We start from the raw sequence: 22,516 nt of genomic DNA, 5'->3' as shown, positions 1-22,516 counted from the left end.
AGGCAGGTCATGGACTCCAAGCTGTGGACAATCTCGACCATCTGGGCCAATGTTATGTGGTAAGGATTGTAGCTCGGTGCCTCCAGACCCAAAAGCTCGGCGGCCTTCTGGGCCTCCGGCAGCAGCTGTTTATAGTTGGTGTTGAACCGAGCAAGCGCACCGACCATGTAGGGCTTCACCGGACCAAAGGCATGCTTGGCCGTAGAGTGGTCCACGACGCGCTCGGCAATCTTCTGCTTGTAATCCCGGGGCTTGAAAACACCGGCCTCGGAGGATTTTATCATCCCATCATAAAAGGGATACTCCTCAGGGTTGACCAAACAGCTGTAATTGGTCCTTCGTTCAAAATCGGGAAACTTTAGCTTGGAGAAGAAATCCAGCATCCGCGGAATGTCTTCTTTCTGCGCCTGTTTTATTTTCATCAAAAGTCCGGCCAGCTGTTCCTCAGTCACCAAGTTGGTGAAGCCATCTACCACCATTGAAATCGGATGAGTGTGTCGGCCCACCATAACGTCGCAGATATCATGGGCCAGCTTCTTGAGATTGATTGCCGTTTTAACGATGTCGCGGTGGGTGGAAGCCATCGGGATTACCGAGGGTAGTCCAAAGAAATCCGGAGCAGCAAGGAAAAAGGTGTGCAGCGCGTGAGAGTCCAGCATCTCAGCATCCATTAATATTTTTCTCAGAGTCTCCGTCTGCCACGTCGGCTTGATTCCCAGCGCGTCCTCAACGGCCTTTATCGAGGCGGCCGTGTGAGAGATGGAACAGATGCCGCAGATCCTGCAAGCGATGTGAACCGCCTCGGGAAAGCGCCGGCCAACTAGCATCGCTTCAAAGAACCTCGGTGACTCGATTATTTCAAGCTTAACCTCCTTCAGTTCGCCATTCTTTACATCCACCAGAATATTTCCGTGGCCCTCGACCCGGGTGAGGTGGTGAATGTATATATCCAGATCCTTGCCGCTCATTTTTTCATCCCCATCAAACCGTTGTACATCCTATAGAACCGGAACTTGTCCTCTGCGGAGATGCCATATTCATTTAACAACCATTCCATCGCCTCCAAGTTGGCATCCGGCACTAAACCACGGCAGCCCTCGCAGGCGTTGCCGGCCGATGGACATATGGCGCCGCACCCTCCCCTCGTTACTGGGCCCAAACAGATGATCGGATTCGGCTTATGATAATTGCAGACATTTCCCTTCATCTTGCACTCCACACAGACAGGGTAATCTGGAATGAAGGGCTTCATCTTGTTCAGAAGTTGGGTGACAAAGCGGAGGAACTCCTCCTTGTCGATCGGGCACTCGGGGACGTAATAGTCCACCTTGATCACTGCGTCGATCGGCTGGGCCAATATTGAGTCGAATACCCAAGCCTTATCTCCATAGACCATTTTTCTGATCTCCTGCTGGTTGTGGAAGTTCCTAATGGCATTTACGCCGGCGATGTGGGCGCAGGCACCGAGGGCCACCACCACCTTAGCCCGCTTCCTGATCTCCTTTACCCTCTCGATGTCCTTTGGCGTCGCAACCGAACCCTCAACAAATGCGATGTCGTAATCTTGCCCCTTATAGCTGGAGGCCTCGCGGAAGTTAACCACTTCAACTGACTCAAAGAGATCCAGAAGCTTATCCCCAATGGAAAGAACGGTCAGCTGGCAGCCTTCGCAACAGGCAAAGTCAAAGAAGGCAACTTTTGGTTTCATCTCATATCGCCTCCGGTAGGTTTCTAATCCTATCGTATCGAAAAACTGGACCATCCTGACAAACGTAAAGGTTGTTTATCTGGCAATGCCCACACTTGCCCACCCCGCATTTCATTTTCCTCTCAAGGTCCACCCAGATGTTCTTATCTGCCATCCCTCGGTTCTTCAGCTCTTTGATGACGAACTTGTAAACCACGGGCGGGCCGACTATCACCGCTTGGGTGTTCTCAGGATCAAAGTTCACCTGTGGAATTATCGTGCTGATGACGCCCACATTTCCGCGCCATGTCTCATCGGCCACGTCAACTGTTGAGTAAAACTCAACATCAGTCCTTTTCTCCCACTCCTTCAGCTCATCCTTGAATAGAAGCAACGAGGGGCTTCTAGCACCGTGGATGATATAAACCCTGCCGAAATCCTGTCTCGAATTCAGGACTGCCCAGATTAACGACCGGAGCGGGGCCAGCCCCAAGCCAGCGCCGATCAACAGCACGTCCCAGCCCTTGAAATCGTTCAAGTCAAAGCCGTTGCCGAATGGTCCCCGAATACCAACCTTATCCCCTGGCTTCTTGGCATGCATGGCCGTGGTTACGTTGCCAATTTTTCTAACGCAAAGCTGGAAGGTGGGATCCTCAGAAGGGGCTGACGAGATCGAGATTGGGGCCTCACCGACGCCGAAAATAGATAGCTCCACAAACTGACCCGGTCGGTGATCCAATCTTTTTCCCGAGAGCATCTCCAGATCAAACAGCCTTTCCGTCTCGGTCAGCACCTCAACCCTTTTTATCAACGCAATTTCCGGCTTGTATATCGTCATCTGGATCTGCTCCTTCCATAAATTTCATTGGCGATGTCTAGAGGGTCAACTATCTTCGTCAAACAGGCTTTCCCGCACCGGCCGCACCCAGTACAAAAACTCCGCCCCCATTTTTCAAAGAGATAACAATCCTTACGGTACGTCCGGTGACGGAGCCTTGCCCCCCGATCTTCCCGAAAGATCTCACCTGTGGCCACCCTAGTGAAATCGGTGAGCATGCACCCGTCCCACCATCTTGAGCGGCTACCGTGTTTCAAATCCAGTTCGACGCAGTCCCGGACGTCAAAACAGTAGCAGGTGGGACAGACCATGTTGCAGGAGCCGCAGCCAAAACACTTGGCACCGCGCTCGGTCCAAACGGGCGAATCGTAATTCTCCCTTAACAGCCGGGGTAGATCTGAAAGCTTGGGCTTCAACTTCCGCTGCTCCTGATCAAACAGCGCGTCCCTTTCTTTTCTGATCTTCTTGACCTTTTCCAAATCGGCCTGCGTGGCCTTACTTCCCAGCTCTGAGATAAGCGCTTCCCCCTTCGCCGAACCGACTTCAACAAAAAAGTTCCTTCCCATGTCCGTCAGGAAGAGATCGAATCCATCCCAGGGAAAGACGGAATCCTTGCGATAGCAAAAAGATTCCTGAGAACAGGGTTCCAAACATTCAACTCCGATGATGGTGAGATTTTCCCGCTTCTTAACGTAGTGCTCGTCCACATTCTTCTCCGTGAAAACTTTATCCAGCAGCGATATGCCGTTGATGTCACAGGGGTGCACTCCCAGCAGGATTAGCGGTTTCGTCTCAACGCTGGGCTGAACCCTGATTTCATCGTTAACCTCATACCTGAGCAGCTCCTCCTTTGGTGGAAAAACAATGGCCTTCGCCGAGAGAACCGTCTGCGGACCACCCCAGAGAACTTCCTTGGTGGACCTCAACCTGTGGAAGTTGGCCTGATTCTCCTGCTTTACCGGCGCGATGACTTCCTTACCCTCGCTGATTTCTTGATCTATCCGTTTAAGGAAGCTTGCTTTGGCCACGAGGTATTTTTCCAACCTTCCACCACCACGCCCGTTTCCTGCTTCTTTCAGACTAATGAACGAGTGCATTTAAACTTTGTCATCGAAAATAAACTAGGATTTAAAAAATTCTAAATTGAGATTCTTGAACTCGGTGCTTTATTAACACCCTTCCCAATAGACGAGATGGTGCTGGCGCATGGTCGCGGCCCTGGATCAGGACCAGATAAGGGAGGTTTTCAGGCAGAACTTGGCTCTAGCGGATAAGCTCAAGGTAACCATCAATGAGCATGCCGAGGAGATCAAGGACCGGGAAAATGTTGAAACGATAAAAATAATGAATTTCTGCGGGACCCATGAATGGACCACGACCAGATACGGAATCAGATCTTTACTTCCGCCCTTTCTCGACCTAGTGGCCGGGCCGGGCTGTCCGGTCTGCGTGACCCCCGCCAGCTACGTCGACGCTGCAGTTAAATTGGCGCTGGAAGGGGTGAGGATTTACACCTATGGGGATGTCCTCAAGCTCCGTGGCTCAAGCTTAAGTTATCCTGCCAACCTTGAGGAAGCTAAGTCCTGCGGTGGCGAGGTCAGGGTCGTCTACAGCTATCTGGACGCCATTTCCGAAGCCAGAAGGACGGGAAGGGAAAGCGTTTTTTTCGCGATCGGGTTCGAAACCACCGTGCCGAGCTATGCGCTGTCTTTCAGGGCTGGACTGGTTCCAGAAAACCTAAAATTTCTCAACGCCATCAGGCTGACGCCCCCGGCGATGAAATACACTATTAAGGTCCACCAAGATCGGGGGCTGCTCCCAATCCGAGGGATAATTGCCCCGGGCCACGTCTCGGCAATAATCGGGGCTTCTGCCTGGGATTTTCTCCCCAGAGAACATCACCTGCCCACCGTTGTTGCCGGATTTGAACCCATCGACGTGCTGATGGCCGTTGCCCAAATATTGCTCATGCTCAAGGAAAAACGAGCTGAGACGAGGATAGAATACAAGAGGCTGGTCCGCTGGGAAGGAAACGTCTACGCGAAGGATGCCATCGCGTCCATCTTCGAGAGGACTGATGCCGTTTGGAGGGGTCTGGGAACCATACCGCAGAGTGGCTTGAGGCTCAAAGGAGAATTGTTTGAAAAGTTCGATGCCCTGAAATGCTTCGGCATTCCAGAAACAAGGTTCGAGACTGACCTTCAGGCCAAAACAGGGGACGATCTGCCTTCGGGATGCAAGTGCGGTGAAGTCGTCGTCGGTATCTCAAAGCCGGTGGACTGTCCTCTGTTCATGAAGGGCTGCTCTCCGGCCAAACCATGGGGGCCGTGCATGGTATCTTCTGAAGGCACCTGTAATGTCTGGGCGAGACAGGGGGCAGGTGGGTTAACAGTGGAGACGCGGCGGGGTGGTTAAGGTGTGCTGGGGAGTACCTGCCAAGGTAATTGAGGTCCGTGGCCAAATCGCCACGGTGGACTTAGGGGGCGTAAGACGAGATGTCTTGGTTGGCTTTGAAGGCATTTCGCCCGGGCAGCTGGTGATGATCCACGCCGGAATTGCCATCGGCAGCATCGGTCCAGAGGACTTCATGTCCAACATTGCCGTCTACCGGGATCTGATTGAGGAGGAACTCATCAACTCCGGAGTCGATGCAACCACCGCCAAGGAAAAGGCAAACCGAGAGATGAACACGCTGCTGCGCGCCTTCGGAATTAATAAATCCATCGAGGACATTCCAGCCGAATTTGGAGAAAATGAGTAATCTCTCCGGCCTGTGGTTCTTTCTACAGGTCAGTCAAATGGCTTTATGGGAGTTAAATGTAAGTTATTAAGATTCAAATGGACCTAACACCACTACTAACGACATTTGGTATAATCGCCCTCGCTGAACTGGGTGATAAAACCCAGCTAGCTGCGATAACGCTATCCTGCCGATATCGTGGCCCGCCCGTTTTTATCGGAGCCATGCTGGCCGTTCTCATTGTTGATGGCCTGAGCATCCTCGCTGGAACAGCGTTGGCGGACCTGCTGCCGCTTCAGCTGTTAAAAATAACCGGCGCGGCCATCTTCATCTTGTTCGGCATAAGAACCTTGGTCCTAAAAGATGATGAAAAAGTGTGCTTCAAAGAGGGCCAATCGGCACTGCTGACCTCCTTCTCGATGGTGGCCCTGATGGAGCTTGGCGACAAGACGCAGTTCTCGATCATCGCGCTTGCCGTAAAATATAACTCACCGCTGCTGGTCTTCGCCGGAATGTCGGTCGCCTTTGCCCTTCTCATGGGGGTTGGTTTTTCAATAGGTCAAAAACTGATGTGCCTCCTCCCCAGAAGATATCTCAAAATAATAACCGGCGGGGTCTTTTTGATTTTCGGGATGCTGTTCCTAATTTAAACACAAATCGTTTGGCGGTCGATAAAATCGATTTATATTGAAAAATGCTTGATTTAAAGTGATAACATGGAAGAATGGGAACTGGTGGTAATCGGCGCCGGTCCAGCCGGGCTGACCGCAGGCCTCTACGGTGTGCGCAGCGGGCTGAGAACTTTAATCATCGAGGAGAAAATTCCCGGAGGAACAGCTGCCGACTCACCGCTAATAGAAAACTACCCCGGATTCCCCTCCATAAGCGGTCAGGAGCTGATGGCCAAGATGGCGGAACACTGTCAAAAATTCGGGGTGCCGATCAAACAGTTTGAAAAAGTTATTGGGCTTGACTTGGCTGGTGAGAAAAAACGAATCAAAACGGAAAAGGGGGGATACGAGGCTTCCGCCGTAATCATCGCCACAGGCTGTAGTCTCCGAGAGCTGGGGGTGCCGGGTGAAAGCGAGTTTCGCGGCCGGGGTGTGAGCTATTGCCCCGTCTGCGACGGCGCCTTTTTCCGCGGTAAAAACGTCTTGGTCGTTGGTGGGGGCAACTCGGCCGCGGTTTCTGCCATCTACCTAGCAAACATCGCTGGCGGCGTCAAGCTGGCCCACCGTAGGGAGAGACTAAGGGCAGAGGAAGCATATGTGAAAGATCTGCTCAAGCGAAACGTGGAGATACTGTGGAACACCGAAGTCAGGGAAATAAAGGGAGATAATGTGGTTCGAAGCGTGGTTCTCTTCAACAACAAAACTGGGGAAACCAGCGAGTTGAAAATCGACGGCGTTTTCATCCAAGCGGGGGAAATCCCCAACAGCCAGCTGGCCAAGGCGGCAGGGGTAAAGGTCGACGATCACGGTTACATCGTCGTGGACAGCCGGCAGCGGACCAACATCCCCGGGGTCTACGCTGCCGGTGATGTGACCGCAACTCCGGTCAAACAGGTTGGCGTGGCCGTGGGTCAGGCGATCATCGCGACCATCGACGCTTTTGGTCACATTAAAAGGCCTTACCACTACCAGGGCTGAAAACTTTCAGAGCAGACGAGCAATCCTAGTTTCTAAGGCATTCTTCGGCAGGGCCCCAACGATCCGGTCCACCAGCCGACCCTGTTTAAACATCAAAAGAGTGGGGATGCTCATAATCTGGTACTCGGATGCAATCGTGGGATTCTCATCCACATTCAGCTTGCCGAAGGTTATTCTTCCCGCATATTTCTGGGCCAGTTCCTCAACAATTGGAGCAATCAGACGGCATGGCCCGCACCACGGCGCCCAGCAGTCAACGACGACGAGAGGATGTCTCTTGACCAACTCTCGGAAAGTGGCGGCGTTGAGATCTGCCGGTCTGCCCAAAGCTGGACTATCCTCACCGCTCGATCTTCGCATTAGTTCCCTTAGCCTCCTCTCCCTTATCCTCTCCAGCTCCTCATTCCATTCAATGACCTCGGAGATTATCCCCACCCCCAATTCGACAACGAGGAGATTAAGTTTAGAAAAAGCTTGCGCCGAGGCCAGTTGCTACACAAGCGCTGTGAACTCGGGATACTGAAATCAGCTGCGACTATATAATGTAAAAAAGATAGATTAACTGGGACTGACGTGTTTATGGGATGACGCATGCTCGGCAAAAAGCTTTTCGGCACCAGAGGCATCCGGGGACCGATAGCGACGAAGGTAACTCCGGAACTAATGCTGAAGCTCGGCCAAGCCCTAGCGGAATACGTCAACGGTGGTGAGGTGGTGGTAGGACTGGACACCAGAACTTCAGGGGAGATGCTGGCCCGGTCCTTCACCGCCGGACTCATCTACGGAGGATCGGACGTCATCGAAATCGGGATTGTGCCCTCACCCTGCCTCGCCTTTACCACTCGATCTTTGGGGGCAGGGGCCGGCGCCATCATCACCGCCTCACACAACCCGCCGGGTGACAACGGTCTCGCCCTCTACCGTTCAGACGGAACTGAATTTCTAACCGAGGACGAGGTTTCCCTAGAACGCATCTTCCTCAGCGGCGGGAGCAAAATTTGTGAATGGGATGAACTGGGCCAGGTGCGAAGATACGAGCCAATTACACCTTATCTCCAAGCCATCAAGAAGCTGGTGAAGGTAAAGTCCGGCCTTAAGGTGGTAATTGATTGTGCCAACGGTGCCGGTTCTCTGGTGACACCGCTGCTGCTCCGGGAGCTGGGCTGCAAGGTCGTAACGCTCAACGCCCATCCCGACGGCCACTTCCCGGGAAGGTCTCCGGAGCCGCAGCCCTGGAACCTCACCGATCTCATGGCCACGGTGCGCGAAGTGAACGCCGACATCGGGCTGGCGCACGACGGTGATGCCGACAGGATTGCGGTGGTGGATGAACAGGGCAACTTCGTGAAACCGGATGCCATCATCGCCCTTTTCGCGGAACTCGCCGTGGCGCGGGCTAGCGGCGGGAAGGTTGTAACCAGCATCAATACCTCGGTTGCCATTGACGAAGTCGTGACACGAGCGGGAGGAAAGGTCGTTCGAACCGGGCTCGGTGATTTTACCGAGGCCATGCTGGAGCACCACGCCTGTTTCGCCGGAGAGCCCGGTAAACTGGTTTTTCTCGAGCTGGGCCCTTGGGCGGACGGCATCTTTTGCGCCGCCAAACTTCTGGAGCTGCTGTCAGCCGAGCAGAAGCCGATCTCGGAGATAATCTCGGAAGGGGTGCCGGACTACCCGATGTACCTCAGCGACTTCGAGTGCCCCGATGAGATAAAGGAGGAATTCATGCGTTCAATGCGCGATCATCTTCTGACCAGCATTGATGAGATTCAAGAGATTGTCGAAATTGACGGCCTACGGGTCAACCGCAGAAACGGCAGCTGGGTGCTGGTCAGGCCCTCCGGGACCGAGCCAAAGGTGCGTTTCGCTGTCGAAGGACGGGACGAGGCCGAGCGGGAAAGGCTCAAAGAAATCGGTTTGAACAAAATCAGAGAACTTTTGAAGCTATAGAAAAAAGGGAGACCCTCAGCGGTTTTTTAAGGAAAGCGGGAAAGATATGAATTGGAGGTATCGGAATGGTAAGCGCATATAGCCTGATCTCCGCGGAGCCCGGCAAAACTTCCGAAGTTTTTAAGAAGGTAAAGCTCATTGAAGGAGTGAAAAAGGCCGAAGCCGTCGCTGGCCCGTATGACATCGTCGCCAGAATCGAGGTCGATTCGCTGGAAAAACTGACGAAGGCCATCTTCGGCGACATCAGGAGCATTCCCGGCGTGACCAACACCACTACGCTGATCGTGGTCGAATTGTAATGGCTCCGCAGATCATAGGCATCGTCGGGCTGCCCGGATCAGGTAAGACTGAAGTGGCTCGGATTCTCGCGAGCATGGGCGCCCCCAGCGTCCGAATGGGGGACATCGTCTGGGAGGAGCTGAGACGCCGCGGAAAAAAGATCACCGAAAAAAACGTGGGGCGGCTTTCCAACGAACTCCGTAAAAAGGAAGGGTTGGGCGCCGTGGCCAAGCGCTGCATCCCGCTGATAAAAAAACTGAGCAGGGGCCACCAGATGGTCGTCGTTGACGGCATCCGAGGCATGGCCGAAGTCAAAGAATTCCGAAAGGCCTTCGGCAAGAATTTTCATCTCCTCGGGTGCTGGTCAAGTCAGCGAACGAGATATTTGAGAACCTCGTGTCGAAGAAGAGACGACGATACCGCCGACATCAGAAGTTTTCAACAAAAGGATAAACGGGAGCTGAGCTGGGGCCTAGGCGATGCCCTTGCCTTGGCCGATTTCATTATCGTGAACGAAGGGAGCCTAGAGGATCTACGTAAAAAAGTGGAGGAAATCTTCGGAAAAATCGTTGGGGGTAAGTCCGTTGAAACTTAGGGTGGAAACCGAGATCAGGTTGACCGAGTCGCGGGAGAGGGTCGAGGCCGCGGTGAAGAACATATTTCCAACCTTGAACCTACAACTTTGGGGACAAAAACTGGTGGGAGAATCTACCGAAATCGAGGCACTCTCCAAGCTCCATCAGCTGCTCCGGCAACAGGCAATCCTAGACACGGCCAGGTCGACGATGCTCGCCAACCGGAAGGGCAATACCACCGAATTCATGCTGAACAAACAGGTGGCCTTCGTCGGCAAGGTCAGCTTCACCGATGGAGAATCTCCGCTGGGACCGATTATTGTCCACCTTGAGGCTCCCGACATCGAACGCCTAATTGATTACCTCGCACCCCGCACCCACGAAGGTAAACCGATTCAAGAGCTGAGCAGCGAAGAGGTTCAGGGCTGATTCCCGGCCAGTTCGCGGGCATAAAATTTAAAACACCTCAGACACTTTTTATTTCAATCGTGAACCACGGTGTCGGACATGGTCAGAATAATCTCAAAAGAGGAAATTGCCCCGCACGTGTTTTCCATGGTTGTCCAAGCGCCGCTGATCGCGAAGAAGGCTAGGCCGGGACAGTTCTTGATTTTAATGGTCCACGAAAAGGGGGAGCGCATACCGCTGACGATTGCCGACTACGATCGGGAGAAAGGAACAATCAGGATGGTCTTCGAGGTGGTGGGTAAGACCACGGCCATGCTTTCAAAGGTGAAAGAGGGCGAGGAACTCTTTTCTCTGGTCGGTCCGCTAGGCATACCTTCAGAGATCGCCAACTACGGGACTGTCGTCGTGGTCGGAGGAGGCATCGGCGTGGCCCCGGTTTACCCCATTGCCCGAGAGCTGAAGGCGGCGGGCAACCGGGTAATCGGGATCATCGGTGCTAGGACCAAGGGGCTGCTGATAATGGAGGATGAGATGAGAAAGGTTACTGATAGGCTGCTCGTCACCACCGATGACGGCAGCTATGGACGGAGGGGATTTGTGACCGGACCGCTCGCCGAACTGCTCCGCAGCGGGGAACCGGTGAAAAAGATCTGGGCCATAGGTCCAGCGGTGATGATGAAGGCCGTTTGCGAGGTCACCAAGCCCTACGGGGTGGAGACCATCACCAGCCTGAACGCAACCATGCTCGACGGCACCGGGATGTGCGGCACCTGTCGGGTCTCGGTCGCCGGGCAGACAAAGTTCGCCTGCGTCGACGGCCCCGAGTTTAATGGTCACCTCGTCGATTGGGTGGAGTTCATCAACCGACTTTCCCGCTACAGGGAGCAGGAGCGGCTCGCCTACGAGCTTTATAAGAGTTCCGGAGGGTGAACATGGCCCAACCGATACCCATCCCCGAGCGGATGAAGAGACCACCGCGCCCGATGCCTGAACAGCCACCTAAGGAGAGGATCAAAAATTTCAACGAGGTTCCACTGGGCTACTCGGTGGAGGACGCCATCTACGAGGCCCAGAGATGCCTGCAGTGCAAAAAACCCGGCTGTGTTGAGGGATGCCCTGCCGAAGTTAACATCCCGGGATTCATCCAAAAGATAGTCGAGGAAGATTTCGCGGGAGCCTACCTAGAAATACTGAAGACCAACAGCCTGCCTGCGGTCTGCGGCCGGGTCTGTCCTCAGGAGGAACAGTGCCAGAAGACCTGCGTCTACGCCAAGCAGGACAAGCCCATCTTCATCGGGAAGTTGGAACGGTTTGTCGCCGACTGGGCAAGGAAAAACAACATCAGGGAAAAACCGCCCGAGGCCAGAAATGGAAAGCGGGTGGCCATCGTGGGCTCCGGTCCCGCGGGCTTCACCTGCGCCTCGGATCTGGCCAAGAAGGGCTACGAGGTGACCATTTTCGAGGCCCTGCACAAGCTGGGCGGGGTCCTGATGTACGGCATCCCTGAGTTCAGGCTGCCCAAGGAGATCGTCGAGTGGGAGATCAACAAGGCAAGGGATCTTGGGATTCAATTCGTCACCAACTTCGTGGTGGGGTTGACCAAAAGCGTTGACGAACTAGCCGAGGAATTCGATGCCATCTTCCTCGCCAACGGGGCCGGGGCACCAAAGTTCCTGCAAATCCCGGGAGAAAACCTGAACGACGTCTACTCGGCGAACGAATTTCTGACGCGCTCCAACCTGATGAAATCCTACCGCTTCCCCGAGTACGACACGCCCATCAAGGTGGGGGAAAAGGTCGCGGTCATCGGGGCGGGCAATGTGGCGATGGACGCCGCCCGGACCGCCCTCCGGCTCGGGGCCAAGGAGGTACGCATTGTCTACCGAAGGACCAGAGATGAGGCGCCGGCGAGAAAGGAGGAGATAGTCCACGCGGAGGAGGAAGGCGTAATCTTGGAGTTTCTGACACTACCGGTGAGAATTCTGGGGGACGAAAAGGGCAACGTGACGGGGATGGAGTGCATCAGGATGAAGCTCGGGGAACCGGACGAGTCAGGAAGGAGGAAGCCGATCCCTATTGAGAACTCTAACTTCGTCATCAAGGTCGACATGGTGATAGATGCAATCGGGACTATGGCCAACCCGCTGGTGGCCAGAAGCGCCACCGGAGTCAAGACCAACAAGTGGGGCTATTTTGAGGTTGATGAGAAAACCTGCACCACAAGTCGCGAGGGCATCTTTGCCGGCGGCGACATCATCAGGGGTTCGGCAACGGTGATCTCCGCCATCGGTGACGGAAAGAAGGCCGCCAGAGCCATAGACAATTATCTCTCTAAGGGTGGAAGTCTAAGGAAAGCCAGTAAAACCCATTGAACTACCTAAACCTAAAAAGATAATGAACCTACATTAATGATGGGCGATGAGGAAAAGAGGGTTACGTGAAAAATAATGAACGGAAACTCCAGTCTGAGCCCGCACGATTTATTTACCACTGTACCCTTAGCCGATAACCTTTAACTCGGTGGAGATGAGGGCCCGCTCCCGGTCGCTGAAGGCCGACAGGTTCACGGGAACGAGAAGAACGGCTTCGCTCTCCAAAAAGCTGAAGCGCTTTTCTTGGAGAAAGCGATAAACCGTGTCGAAACCCCATCGGCTTACAAGATACTCGAGACCGTCCAGCAACACCACCGATTTCCGATTTTCTTTGAGAAATTCCGCAATCCTTAGGCTGACCTGCTGGAGTCCGTCCAACGTCTCATACCCGGCGAGAGGCACTGAAGAAATAACGACCACCTTGTCTCTGGTGATACCAAACTTGGCTAGATCCTCCGGCTTTTCCCGGGTAAAGCAAATTCCAGGCACACCTTGCAGAGTTAGCTGCGCGAAGATGTTGTACAAGGCCTGGTGGGAGTTGTGGAGACAGCAATCTCCGGGAGAGATGTTATTCACCCGGTAAATGAACTCCCGTCTCCGCTCCTTTTCCCGCTCTTGTTCTGTGATATCTTTTATCACGAAAACCAGTGACGATGGTTTACCCGTCGCGTCTGGTACTGCGGAAACGGAAATTTCGGCCGGAATCCTATAGCCGTTCATCAGCTCATGTCTCACGTCTCTTACCACTCCCGTCTCCATGGCTTCCTGAATGCTCCGGACAATTTCGTTGCGAGTCTGGGGAGAGATCAACCCCAGCATGTCTCTGCCTATCAACTCCTCCTTGCTTTCTATATCGAGCAACTTCAGCGCGAAGAGGTTGCAGTCAATTATCTTGTACTGCAAATCGGTGATGATGATGGCATCCGGGGAAAAGTCAATTATCGCCTTCAATCTTTCCCCTGCCTCACGGAGGGAGGCCTCCATCATCTTGAGGGAGGTTATCTCTTTGGAGACCACGGTGATGGCCGTGACCTCGCCACTATTCGGGTCTCTTACTGGGCTTAAGGTTCTGAGAAAGGCGCCATGAAGTCTCTCGCTCCAGTGCTCCTGCTGCACAGGTTTGCCTGTCTCCAACACCCGCTTCACCGCCTCAGCAAGCCTCTCCGCAGCCTCTGCGGAATAAATCTCGGCAAAGGATTTCCCCAACACTTGTTCTGATGTCAGCCCCAGCCGGTTCAGCGCTGCCCGATTCGCGAAGAGGAATCTCAGTTCCCGGTCAAGCAGATATATCGAGTCGTCCGAGGATTCGACCAAGGACCGGTATTTCTCCTCAGACTCACTCAATGCTCTTTCCGACCGCCTGCGCTCGGTGATGTCCTCCAGCGCAAGGAGGATTAGCAGCGTCTTGTTGGTCTTGGTGTGTATCCGACGGGCATTTAACAACATGATCCTGCGCCCGATGTTTGGAAAATCATGTTCCACCTCGAAATTTTCAAAGAAGGTGTTCGGAGGAATGATTTCCTCAAGCAGTTCCCGAAGTCTGGGAATGTCCCACTGTCGGTTGCCGAGCTCATAGATACGGCGTCCTTCGGTCTCCTCAGCAGTTACCTTAAAAGTCTGGTAAAAGGTCCGATTGGCTGAAACCACCTTCAAATCGGCGTCCAAGACCAACAGGGGCTCACGAACGGTGTCAACGATGCCCTCGGCCAATTCCCGCGCCTTCTGCATCTCTAACTCCAACTGCTTCCGCTCCGTTATTTCGTGAGTAATCTCGATAACGCCCAAAACCCGGCCCCTCTCGTCACGAACTGGATAACCCCTTATGTACCATACCCTTCCATCGGGAGTGGTGATCTCGGCCTCCTGAGGCTGGCCGGTTTCTCTCGCCTTTACCACCGGACACCCTTCGCAGGGCCGGTCCCGCCGGTGCCAGATTTCATAGCAAAATCTGCCCACCAGCTTTTCGGGGGCTAAACCAACCGAATCCCCCGATACCTTGTTGGCCCACAAAACTCTGTTCTCTAAATCCTGATAGGCAATCAATTCTTGAATGCCATCCAAAATTAGCCGACTTCTCTCAAGCTCCATGCGTAAACTGGGGTCTTCGGCACCCTTCTTCCTCTCCCGTCTTGCCCTAATTTACTTTCCTCCCGCGGTAACTTGAAACCCAGGTAACCTCTCGAAAAAAGAGCCTCCAAGTCGCTTTTTGCCGTGGTTTGCCCTATGGTTTGATTAACCTTTCGTGCTACCAGCATATAAGACTGCCTATGGCAAGAAATCGTCATCAAAAAACCAACTAAATGTCATTTTGAAACGGAATTTCGAGAACCGTCAAATCGTCTGGCAGCAATGTGTTCGGAAAGATTCTTCTCGCCTGCTCCAGCAAAGCGGAGCTGTCGTCATACCTCGGGCTGATGTGGATCAAAACCAGCTGTTTGACCTCCGCGCGCCGAGCAATTTCGGCCGCCTGGCTCGGGGTCGAGTGGAAATTCTCCTCAGCCTTCTCCGCCAGTTCATCACCCAGCGTACAATCATGAATTAAAACATCGGCTCCCCGGGCAAAATCCACCATGCCCTCGCTCGGCCTGGTATCTCCTGTATATACTATTTTCCTTCCAGGTCTGGCCGGACCCATCACCTGCTCTGGCCTGACAATGGTCCCACTCTCCAGCCTAACGCTCTGCCCGGACTTCAGGCGAGCGAAAATCGGGCCGGGTTTCAGCCCCAATGCCTCCGCTTTCTTAACATCGAGGTGGCCGGGGCGGTCGTCCTCGACAAGCGCATAGGCCAAGGAAGGCACGGGATGGTCGACCCCTGAGGTCAGTATCCGGTAGCCCCTGCGGCGGACCTCGTCGCCAGGCTTGAGCTCCCGGATGATGACCTCAAAGGTGAGGGTGTAGTGCGGGATTCTCAGGTAGGCCTCCAGCCGCTCCCGCTCCCCCGCCGGGCAGTAGACCTCAAGCGGGTCGCTGCGGAAGAGTAGCGCCATCGTCTGAATCAGACCCGCCAGCCCGAGAAAGTGGTCCCCATGGAGGTGGGTAATGAATACGGAGGAGACCTTCATGGGGCTGAGGTGGGCGCGGGCCATCTGCCGCTGCGTCCCCTCAGCGACATCGAAGAGCAAAATCTCTCCGTTCAGTTTCAGCGCTACCGACGGGATGTTGCGCCGTGAGGTCGGAATGCTCCCGCTGGTCCCCAGAAAGATCAGCTTCATGGAGTCACAAAAATTAGAACTCCTCACAAGGCTAAATAGCTGCGGTCATTTTTTCCGGAAAACGTAAATCTGTCGCGTCAGGCTGCGGTGCACCCTTTGCTCGTGCTGCTCAACCTTCACCAGCCCGGCGCCAACGGCCAGCTCCTCCAGCTCCAGCTCCGCCGGCGAAGTTATGCACAGATATCCCCGCCGCTTCAGCACCCCGGCAATCGAAGGCAGCGCCTCGCGGTAAAGTTCCTCGAGCTTGGTCCCCGCCGTGCTGGACTGGCGGCCGTAGGGGGGGTCGGTAGCTACGGCGTCCACCTCTAGGGCGGACAACCTGCGGGCATCGCCGACCAACAGCTGGAAATCTTGGATACCCATGGACTCGAGGTTAGTTCTGGCGCCGTTGATCATCCCCTCATCGATATCGACGCCCACAAGCTTGGCCCCGATGATTCCCGCCTCGAGCAATATGCCGCCGACACCGCAGAAGGGGTCCAAAAAGGTCCCCCCGCGTGGTGTCCGGGCTAGGTTCACCATGCATCTAGCCAGCACCGGTTTCAGGGTGCCGGGATGGAAAGCAGGCCTAGCGGTTGGCCTTCTCCTAGTGAACTGTTTCCGGTCAACTACCGCGGCTGTGATTCCAAAGGCACAGTGATCTCCCGTCAAAATGCCGAGCAGCTCCAGCTGGGGGTTGGCCAGATCCACCTTGAAGTCGACCGCCTCCGCAATCATTCCCGCAACCTTTTTTGACAGCTCGATCGTGTCAATCGAGGGAGAACTCCGCTTCACCCGCTCAATCCTGACCGCGAAAGTCTTTCCGTGGGGGATTAGGTCAACGATGTCCGAGCTGCCGACCGCCTCCAAAATTTCCTCCTCGGTGGCTCCGGAGGTGCAGAGGTGATAACAGATCTCGCGGCACATCGCCAAGCGTAAAGCCAAGATCTCAGGATTGGCCTTAGTCTCCAGCACCAAGAGCTGGTCGAGCTGCTCCACCAACTTGAACGACTTGCGCTCGGCCTTGATAGCCGCCTCCACCTCCGCCGCCGGCAGCGTTTTATGCTCACCGGAGAGGACAAACATCAGCCTTGACATCCCAAAAACCTACTTCAAGAGTTCTGCGATCAACGGCGCGACCGAAACCACGCTCACGTCCTTTTCTATCGTGTCCGTGGCGATAATCTGTTTAATACCCGCGTCCTTCAGCCTCTGCGCGGCATTTCCGGCTAAAACAGGATGGGCGCAGGCAACGTAAACCTCCCGCGCGCCCTGCTCCTGCAGTATTTTGGCCGCGCCGATGATGGTGCCGCCGGTGCTGACGATATCGTCGACCATCACGACGTCGCGACCCTGAACCTCCAGATTCTTGGGGTAAACCACCACGTTCTCGGGCGAAATCCTCCGTTTCTCCAAGAAATAGTGCTCGGCCCCCAGCTCCAGCGCGACCTTGGTGGCCCGCTTTATCGATCCTTGGTCGGCGCCGATGATGAGCGGATCTTTGAGGTTCAGACCCTTGAGATAGCGTCCGATCAGTGGCATCGCGGTCTGGTTAAATGCCGGAATGGAGAAATTGCCGAGGGTCTCCTCCTGGTGAATATCAACCGTGATCAACTCCTCTGCTCCCGACTGACTGATCAACTTGCTCACGGTGCGCAGGCTTGTGGCCTCCCCGGGCTTGAACCGCTTATCCTGGCGGGAGTAAGCCAAGTAGGGCACCACGGCGATGACCTTCTCTGCCCCGAGATCCTTCGCAGCGTCCAGCAGGAGGAGGAGCTCAACCAAGTTGTCGTTCTGAGGCGGACAGGTCGATTGGATGACCGCCACCGGTTTTCTCTTCAACTCGGCATCGACTCTGACGTAAAGTTCTCCGTCGGGAAAACGTTTGACCTCGGCGCTGATCAGCTCGGCACCGAGCAGGCTCGCCACCTTGGCCGAGAGCTTTGGCGAGGCGGAACCGGATATGACGATCATATCATCCTCTGCGAAATTCTTTAACACCGCAGCTTATTTAATGCTAATTGGTGGCTTCTTTGTGGCGTGTTCTCCGCCCAGATGCCGTTGAAGTGCTCCAAGACCCGAAGGCGAGGTCTGCGCTGCGCCGCTATTTCGCGGTGATGGAGAAGAGGCTCCCGGCCAAGTTTCTGGTATGCAAACGGATAGACGCCGGCGTGGCCCTTTCCTCAGGAACCGAAGAGCTCTGGAATGCTCATGAAAAGAGTTTGAAAGAACTGCGCAGCGTTCTTTCCCAGCTGGACGAAAATCGGCTGGGCCTAGATGAACTGGAAACTCCGGAGACCTCGCTTCTGGATCTGAAAATCGAGCTGGCCCAAAGGGTTCTGAAATCCTGCCACTTCTGCGAGAGAAGATGCGAGGTTGACCGAACTGCGGGAAAGAAGGGTGCCTGTGGCGTGGGTGCGGTGTCTCGGATCGCCTCGGAATTTATGCATCACGGTGAGGAGCCGGAGCTGGTACCTAGCTACACCATCTTCTTCAGCGGCTGTACCTTCAAGTGCCAGTACTGCCAGAACTGGGACATCTCGCAGTACCCAGATGAAGGCGCCCCGGTCTCGCCCCGTGCCCTAGCCCGGCTGATTGAAAATGCCGCCAAGGAAGGAGCCAGAAATGTCAACTTTGTGGGCGGCGAGCCAACCCCGAACCTGCACACCATCTTGGAGGCGTTGAAGCTCTGCGAAGCCAACATTCCCAGCGTGTGGAATTCAAACATGTATCTATCCCCAGAATCGATGGCGCTGCTCTCCGGCACCCAAGAGATTTACTTGGCCGATTTCAAGTACGGCAACGACAACTGCGCGCAGCGTTACTCCAAAGTTCCTCGGTATTTCGAAATCGTGGCGCGCAATCACCGGTTGGCCTTCGAAGACGCTGAACTCATAATCCGCCACCTCGTGCTGCCAAATCACGTCGAGTGCTGCACCCGGCCAATCTTGAAATGGATTGCCGAAAATCTCGGTCCCATGGTCAGGGTCAACATCATGGATCAGTATCGGGCCTGCTATCGCGCCGATCAGTTTGAGGAAATAAACAGGGGGCTAAGGCCGGAGGAATTCTCCGAAGCATTAAAAATCGCTGCAAAAGTGGGCCTGAAAAATGTAATAACCTAAACTCAGAATCTTCCGTTTTCAAACTTTTACTTTTGGCTAGGTCTTAAATTACCGGTGAATGAATCACATGCATCATGTCTACCAAATTTCAGAGGTGTTGAAGAATGGGCGAGTTCGGTGGACCGCAAAATAAAGCGGCGTTTTTTTAACTTATACAACCAACTTTTTCCTCAAAAACCAAAGTAAGCCAACGTGATTTTTATTTCGTAAAAGCTATTTTTACTGGTGATGACGGTTTAGGATGATTTCCATGAAGCTGCATCAAATCGGTGGTTTGGGATTCGATTCCAACATTTATTTGATCATCGACGACGTCATCACGCTCATCGATGCTGGAACAGGGCAAAACTCTAAAACGGTCCTTCAGAACCTGGAGAAATTTGGATTGAAGCCGAGAGATATCAACCTCCTCATCAATACCCACTGCCACTTTGACCACACCGGCGGCGACTGGAACTTCCTAAAGGCCGGATGCAAGATAGCCATCCATGAATCCGAGGCCGCGCTGCTTCGAAACGGGGACCGGCGCGTCACGATGGCCCACTTTTTCGGGGCTTATCCTGAACCCGTGGAGGTGGCCAGAGAACTCCACGATGGCGACCGCATCGAGCTGGGAAAATCCGTGCTCGAGGTCATCCACACTCCCGGCCACACCCAGGGCAGCATCTGTCTGTACGAATCTCGGCTCGGCGCGCTTTTTTCCGGCGACACCGTTTTCTACGAAGGCGTGGGAAGAACCGACCTCCCCACCGGAGACTACCGCGCGCTAGCCAAATCGCTGAAAAGGCTCGCCGAGATCAAGCCAAAAAGCCTTTACCCCGGACACGGACCCTCAGCAGAGGACAACGCCCACGAGCTGATACTTTCTGCCCTTGAGCTAATTTGAAGCCAGCGGTGTTTGGGTGGTTCCATTAGGGGCCCGGGAAGTTCTAAATAAGATCAGGTGGGGCGGCAGGGAAAAACTCGGTGATGCGAAGATTACCATCATCCACCGTGGCGCTCCGGAAAACAAACGCGAGATCAAGGGGAGCGAGATAGTGGAGCTGGGGCCCGGATTCATGAAAGTGAATTCTCCTGAAGGAGAGGTCTACATCCCCTACCATCGTATTGTCAAAATCGAGGTCTATGGAATGGTAAGATACGAGAAAAAACTTGATGCCGGCCAAAGGACCTCTCAGCGTTCGTAGGGGGTTCCCAGGGCTGCTGGTGCTCCCCGGACCAAACCTTTTCTCAGCGACACCAGAATGAGGACAACAATGGTGAGCACGTAAGGTAACATCAACACGAACTGATAGGGGATACCAAATTTGAAAATCTGAAAACGAGAGCCCAGAGCATCTATTCCACCGAAGAGCAACGAGCCTGCCAAAGCCCTGTAGGGGGACCAAGTTCCAAATATGACCAGAGCAAGGACAATGTAGCCCCGGCCCGCCGTCATACCCTCTCGAAAGATGTTCATATGCCCGATGGAAAGATAAGCTCCAGCAAGTCCTCCCATCAATCCGGCAAAAACCACACAAATGAAGCGAACACGGATCACATTTACGCCCAGTGAATCGGCCGCCCTTGGGTTTTCACCAACCGCCCTTATCTTTAGACCATGGGTAGTCTTGTAAAGGAAAATTCCGGCCACCGGCACCGTCAGCAGAGCCAAGTAAACCAAGACGTTGTTCTGGAATAGTATTGGACCTAGCCAAGGTATCTGACTAAGAATAGGGATATCCACGCTTTGAAATCCGGTTATCGTGGGGTAAGCTGTTGCAGTAATAAAAGACATTCGGAACAGGAAAGAACTCAAACCGGATCCGAAGATTGTCAATACGACACCGACCACGATTTGGTTCCGCCTCAGGACTACGCTCATAAAGGCCATAATGATCCCGATGATTCCTCCGACCAGCATCCCCAACAAAAGGCCAATCCACAGGTTGAAGTAATAGGACCCGATAAAGGCGGCCGAGGCCCCGCCCAACATCATCCCCTCCATCCCCAGGTTAAGGACACCGGAACGCTCCGAGAAAATTTCCCCGATAGCCGCCAACAGTAGCGGGACCGCCAGCTTCACCGTACTCGACAAAAGCCCGGTGATGATTTCCGCTTCGGTGACCATCCCAATCCCTCACCTTTTTTCCCTAGTCGCATATTCACTTGCTAGCACAAATATGACGACCAGTGCCTGTATGATCAGGACCAGAGAGGACGGCACGCCGGCTCCTCTCTGCATGGCAACTGAGCCGTTCAGTAGCCCGGCAAAGAGAAAGGCAGAAGCGATGGTCGCGATGGGGTTCAGCCTAGCCAGAAGGGCCACCAGAATGGCCGTGTAACCATAACCTGGTGAGATGTCAAGCATCAGTAGGTGGTGTACCCCCAACACCTCACCCATTCCCGCTAAGCCAGCGAGACCTCCACTCACGAACATCACAATCAGGATATTCCGAGACATGCTAATCCCCGCATACTTGGCTGCCTTAGGGCTGTGACCGACCGCTTTGATCTTATAGCCCAGTGAAGTCTTTTCCACCAGAACGTAAACAAAGATAGCGGCGCAAATTGCCAACAAAACACCCGCATGCAGCCGGGTGTCCTGAATGATGATGGGTAAAAAGGCCTCAGAGGTAATTATTCTGGTCTGATTGTAACCGACTTCAGGCGTTTTCATCGGGCCGCTGACCAAGTAAAGGATGAAGTATGAGGCGATGTTATTCAACATAAGCGTGGTGATGATCTCGTTAACTCCTATCTTGGCCTTGAGAACTCCGGCAATCATCGCTAGTCCCGCTCCCGCCAGAAAACTGGCCACCATAATAACCGGAATCAACAGGGATCCCGGAACTCCCTTCACGTTTAGGCCCAACCAGACTGCCGCGAGCGCGCCTATCAAAATCTGTCCCTCGGCACCTATGGTCCAGATGGAGGCTTTGTAGGCCACCACCAGACCCACGCCGGCCAACAAGAGAGGGGCCGCTTTGACCAACGTGTCGGTTATACCGTTCACGCTCCCGAAGGCCTCCATAAAGAGCGCCGCGTAGGCCGCAACGGGATCATGGCCCGATAAAGAAATGAAAACTGCACCCAGAAGCAAAGCGCCCACTATAGAAAGAATAGGAAAGACAATTCTCGATTTACTTGAATCAAATATCAGAAACCTTCCCCTAGCAATCGGTCCGGAACCTCTTGCATCTTGCCTTAATGAATCGAGGCCTTTAGAAAGACAAGATGAATTTTGTGCTGAAGCATCACCAGTCCGGATGGGATAACAAGATTTCCACGTTCCCTGAGAATTTTTAGTCATACACATTTTCTTACTACATTTTATTTAAATAACTTGTGAATTTCATTGAGTCAAGAGTTTAAACACATTTGCATTGAACTGAACCCAATTGCGCTGAAAAATTTCGGCCGGAATTAATATGCAAATTAAGAAATAGTTTGAACTCAACTGATTCCAAATCAACTCTTTATATTCTGCTTAGCTCTGTTCCTCATGCTTCTTGTACCGGCGCTGGCTAACCCTAGCCGCAATGCCCAGTATCGTGGTAACGATGGCCACCCAGAAGGCGGGCGTTAATGAGAGATTAATTGGAGCGACTATCGATGCCTGCGACCCGATCTGAATCGTGGCGCTTGCCGAACCGACCAAGTAGGGTACCGTGATCTCCAGCGAGGCTCCCTCAGGAATCATATTGGCCAAAAGGTGGGG

General features: G+C 53.8%; 25 protein-coding genes. 13 read left to right on the top strand and 12 right to left on the bottom strand.

Features of this window, described 5'->3' with window-relative positions; all coding sequences use genetic code 11:
- The 4 genes from ACP5PX_RS05470 to ACP5PX_RS05455 form a co-directional block, all read right to left on the bottom strand.
- On the bottom strand, positions 1-968 hold a 968-nt coding region (locus tag ACP5PX_RS05470), incomplete at its 3' end, for a Ni/Fe hydrogenase subunit alpha (protein ID WP_428084763.1).
- Positions 965-1,708, bottom strand: coding sequence for an NADH:ubiquinone oxidoreductase (locus ACP5PX_RS05465; protein ID WP_428084761.1), 744 nt, complete (start codon positions 1,706-1,708; stop codon positions 965-967). The genes ACP5PX_RS05470 and ACP5PX_RS05465, both read right to left, overlap by 4 nt.
- A gap of 1 nt (position 1,709) precedes the next feature.
- Positions 1,710-2,525: an FAD/NAD(P)-binding protein gene (locus ACP5PX_RS05460; protein WP_428084759.1), complete on the bottom strand. Its 816-nt coding sequence runs from the start codon at positions 2,523-2,525 to the stop codon at positions 1,710-1,712.
- Entirely contained in the window at positions 2,522-3,568 is a 1,047-nt protein-coding gene (locus ACP5PX_RS05455) for a 4Fe-4S dicluster domain-containing protein (RefSeq protein WP_428084757.1), read from the bottom strand. The genes ACP5PX_RS05460 and ACP5PX_RS05455 overlap by 4 nt, the downstream gene beginning before the upstream one ends.
- 163 nt (positions 3,569-3,731) lie before the next feature.
- Between ACP5PX_RS05455 and hypD the strand changes: the two genes are divergently transcribed.
- The 4 genes from hypD (at position 3,732) to trxB (ending at position 6,914) form a co-directional block, all read left to right on the top strand.
- Positions 3,732-4,940: a hydrogenase formation protein HypD gene (hypD, locus tag ACP5PX_RS05450; RefSeq protein WP_428084755.1), complete on the top strand. Its 1,209-nt coding sequence runs from the start codon at positions 3,732-3,734 to the stop codon at positions 4,938-4,940.
- Positions 4,933-5,286: a HypC/HybG/HupF family hydrogenase formation chaperone gene (locus ACP5PX_RS05445; protein WP_428084753.1), complete on the top strand. Its 354-nt coding sequence runs from the start codon at positions 4,933-4,935 to the stop codon at positions 5,284-5,286. Before hypD ends, ACP5PX_RS05445 begins: the two co-directional genes overlap by 8 nt.
- Positions 5,287-5,363: 77 nt before the next feature.
- Positions 5,364-5,915 (top strand): TMEM165/GDT1 family protein, encoded by a 552-nt coding sequence (locus ACP5PX_RS05440; protein ID WP_428084751.1) that lies wholly within the window; start codon positions 5,364-5,366, stop codon positions 5,913-5,915.
- Positions 5,916-5,981: 66 nt separating this feature from the next.
- Positions 5,982-6,914 carry a thioredoxin-disulfide reductase gene (gene trxB / locus ACP5PX_RS05435; protein ID WP_428084749.1) on the top strand — a complete coding sequence of 311 codons (933 nt, stop codon included), beginning with the start codon at positions 5,982-5,984 and terminating at the stop codon, positions 6,912-6,914.
- 6 nt (positions 6,915-6,920) lie between these two features.
- On the opposite strand, the gene trxA is transcribed toward trxB, so the two are convergent.
- Complete coding sequence (trxA, locus tag ACP5PX_RS05430) at positions 6,921-7,349, bottom strand: thioredoxin (RefSeq protein WP_428084765.1); 429 nt, start codon at positions 7,347-7,349, stop codon at positions 6,921-6,923.
- 156 nt (positions 7,350-7,505) lie between these two features.
- Here trxA and glmM point away from each other — a divergent pair, with 156 nt between their 5' ends.
- The 6 genes from glmM (at position 7,506) to gltA (ending at position 12,498) form a co-directional block, all read left to right on the top strand.
- Positions 7,506-8,864, top strand: a complete 1,359-nt coding sequence (gene glmM, locus ACP5PX_RS05425; RefSeq protein ID WP_428084747.1) for a phosphoglucosamine mutase — start codon at positions 7,506-7,508, stop codon at positions 8,862-8,864.
- A 65-nt stretch (positions 8,865-8,929) separates the two neighbouring features.
- The gene (locus tag ACP5PX_RS05420; protein ID WP_428084745.1) at positions 8,930-9,163 is read left to right on the top strand and encodes an Lrp/AsnC family transcriptional regulator; all 234 of its coding nucleotides are present in this window, start codon (positions 8,930-8,932) and stop codon (positions 9,161-9,163) included.
- Entirely contained in the window at positions 9,163-9,738 is a 576-nt protein-coding gene (locus ACP5PX_RS05415) for an AAA family ATPase (RefSeq protein ID WP_428084743.1), read from the top strand. Before ACP5PX_RS05420 ends, ACP5PX_RS05415 begins: the two co-directional genes overlap by 1 nt.
- The gene (locus ACP5PX_RS05410) at positions 9,728-10,147 is read left to right on the top strand and encodes an RNA-binding domain-containing protein (RefSeq protein WP_428084741.1); all 420 of its coding nucleotides are present in this window, start codon (positions 9,728-9,730) and stop codon (positions 10,145-10,147) included. The genes ACP5PX_RS05415 and ACP5PX_RS05410 overlap by 11 nt, the downstream gene beginning before the upstream one ends.
- Positions 10,148-10,225: 78 nt before the next feature.
- Positions 10,226-11,056, top strand: a complete 831-nt coding sequence (locus ACP5PX_RS05405) for a sulfide/dihydroorotate dehydrogenase-like FAD/NAD-binding protein (RefSeq protein WP_428084739.1) — start codon at positions 10,226-10,228, stop codon at positions 11,054-11,056.
- A gap of 2 nt (positions 11,057-11,058) precedes the next feature.
- Entirely contained in the window at positions 11,059-12,498 is a 1,440-nt protein-coding gene (gene gltA / locus ACP5PX_RS05400) for an NADPH-dependent glutamate synthase (RefSeq protein ID WP_428084737.1), read from the top strand.
- A gap of 126 nt (positions 12,499-12,624) precedes the next feature.
- On the opposite strand, the gene ACP5PX_RS05395 is transcribed toward gltA, so the two are convergent.
- The 4 genes from ACP5PX_RS05395 to ACP5PX_RS05380 form a co-directional block, all read right to left on the bottom strand.
- Positions 12,625-14,586, bottom strand: coding sequence for a PAS domain-containing protein (locus ACP5PX_RS05395; protein ID WP_428084735.1), 1,962 nt, complete (start codon positions 14,584-14,586; stop codon positions 12,625-12,627).
- Between the two features lie 208 nt (positions 14,587-14,794).
- Positions 14,795-15,712 carry a ribonuclease Z gene (rnz, locus tag ACP5PX_RS05390; RefSeq protein ID WP_428084733.1) on the bottom strand — a complete coding sequence of 306 codons (918 nt, stop codon included), beginning with the start codon at positions 15,710-15,712 and terminating at the stop codon, positions 14,795-14,797.
- 45 nt (positions 15,713-15,757) lie between these two features.
- Complete coding sequence (locus ACP5PX_RS05385) at positions 15,758-16,789, bottom strand: methyltransferase domain-containing protein (protein WP_428084731.1); 1,032 nt, start codon at positions 16,787-16,789, stop codon at positions 15,758-15,760.
- Positions 16,790-16,798: 9 nt separating this feature from the next.
- Positions 16,799-17,665 (bottom strand): ribose-phosphate diphosphokinase, encoded by an 867-nt coding sequence (locus ACP5PX_RS05380; protein ID WP_428084729.1) that lies wholly within the window; start codon positions 17,663-17,665, stop codon positions 16,799-16,801.
- Between the two features lie 59 nt (positions 17,666-17,724).
- Here ACP5PX_RS05380 and ACP5PX_RS05375 point away from each other — a divergent pair, with 59 nt between their 5' ends.
- From ACP5PX_RS05375 to ACP5PX_RS05365, 3 genes are all read left to right on the top strand, one after another.
- Complete coding sequence (locus ACP5PX_RS05375) at positions 17,725-18,816, top strand: radical SAM protein (RefSeq protein ID WP_428084727.1); 1,092 nt, start codon at positions 17,725-17,727, stop codon at positions 18,814-18,816.
- Between the two features lie 250 nt (positions 18,817-19,066).
- Entirely contained in the window at positions 19,067-19,702 is a 636-nt protein-coding gene (locus ACP5PX_RS05370; protein ID WP_428084725.1) for an MBL fold metallo-hydrolase, read from the top strand.
- 16 nt (positions 19,703-19,718) lie between these two features.
- Positions 19,719-20,003, top strand: coding sequence for a DUF504 domain-containing protein (locus ACP5PX_RS05365; RefSeq protein ID WP_428084723.1), 285 nt, complete (start codon positions 19,719-19,721; stop codon positions 20,001-20,003).
- On the opposite strand, the gene ACP5PX_RS05360 is transcribed toward ACP5PX_RS05365, so the two are convergent.
- The 3 genes from ACP5PX_RS05360 to ACP5PX_RS05350 all read right to left on the bottom strand — a co-directional run.
- Positions 19,991-20,926 carry an ABC transporter permease gene (locus ACP5PX_RS05360; RefSeq protein WP_428084721.1) on the bottom strand — a complete coding sequence of 312 codons (936 nt, stop codon included), beginning with the start codon at positions 20,924-20,926 and terminating at the stop codon, positions 19,991-19,993. The genes ACP5PX_RS05365 and ACP5PX_RS05360 overlap by 13 nt on opposite strands.
- Before the next feature lie 9 nt (positions 20,927-20,935).
- Complete coding sequence (locus ACP5PX_RS05355; protein WP_428084719.1) at positions 20,936-21,898, bottom strand: ABC transporter permease; 963 nt, start codon at positions 21,896-21,898, stop codon at positions 20,936-20,938.
- Positions 21,899-22,285: 387 nt separating this feature from the next.
- On the bottom strand, positions 22,286-22,516 hold a 231-nt coding region (locus tag ACP5PX_RS05350), incomplete at its 5' end, for a hypothetical protein (protein ID WP_428084717.1).

The sequence above is a fragment of the Hadarchaeum sp. (SeqCode) genome, assembly GCF_049969415.1.
GTDB lineage: Archaea > Hadarchaeota > Hadarchaeia > Hadarchaeales > Hadarchaeaceae > Hadarchaeum.
This window is presented reverse-complemented; position numbering and strand designations above follow the sequence as displayed.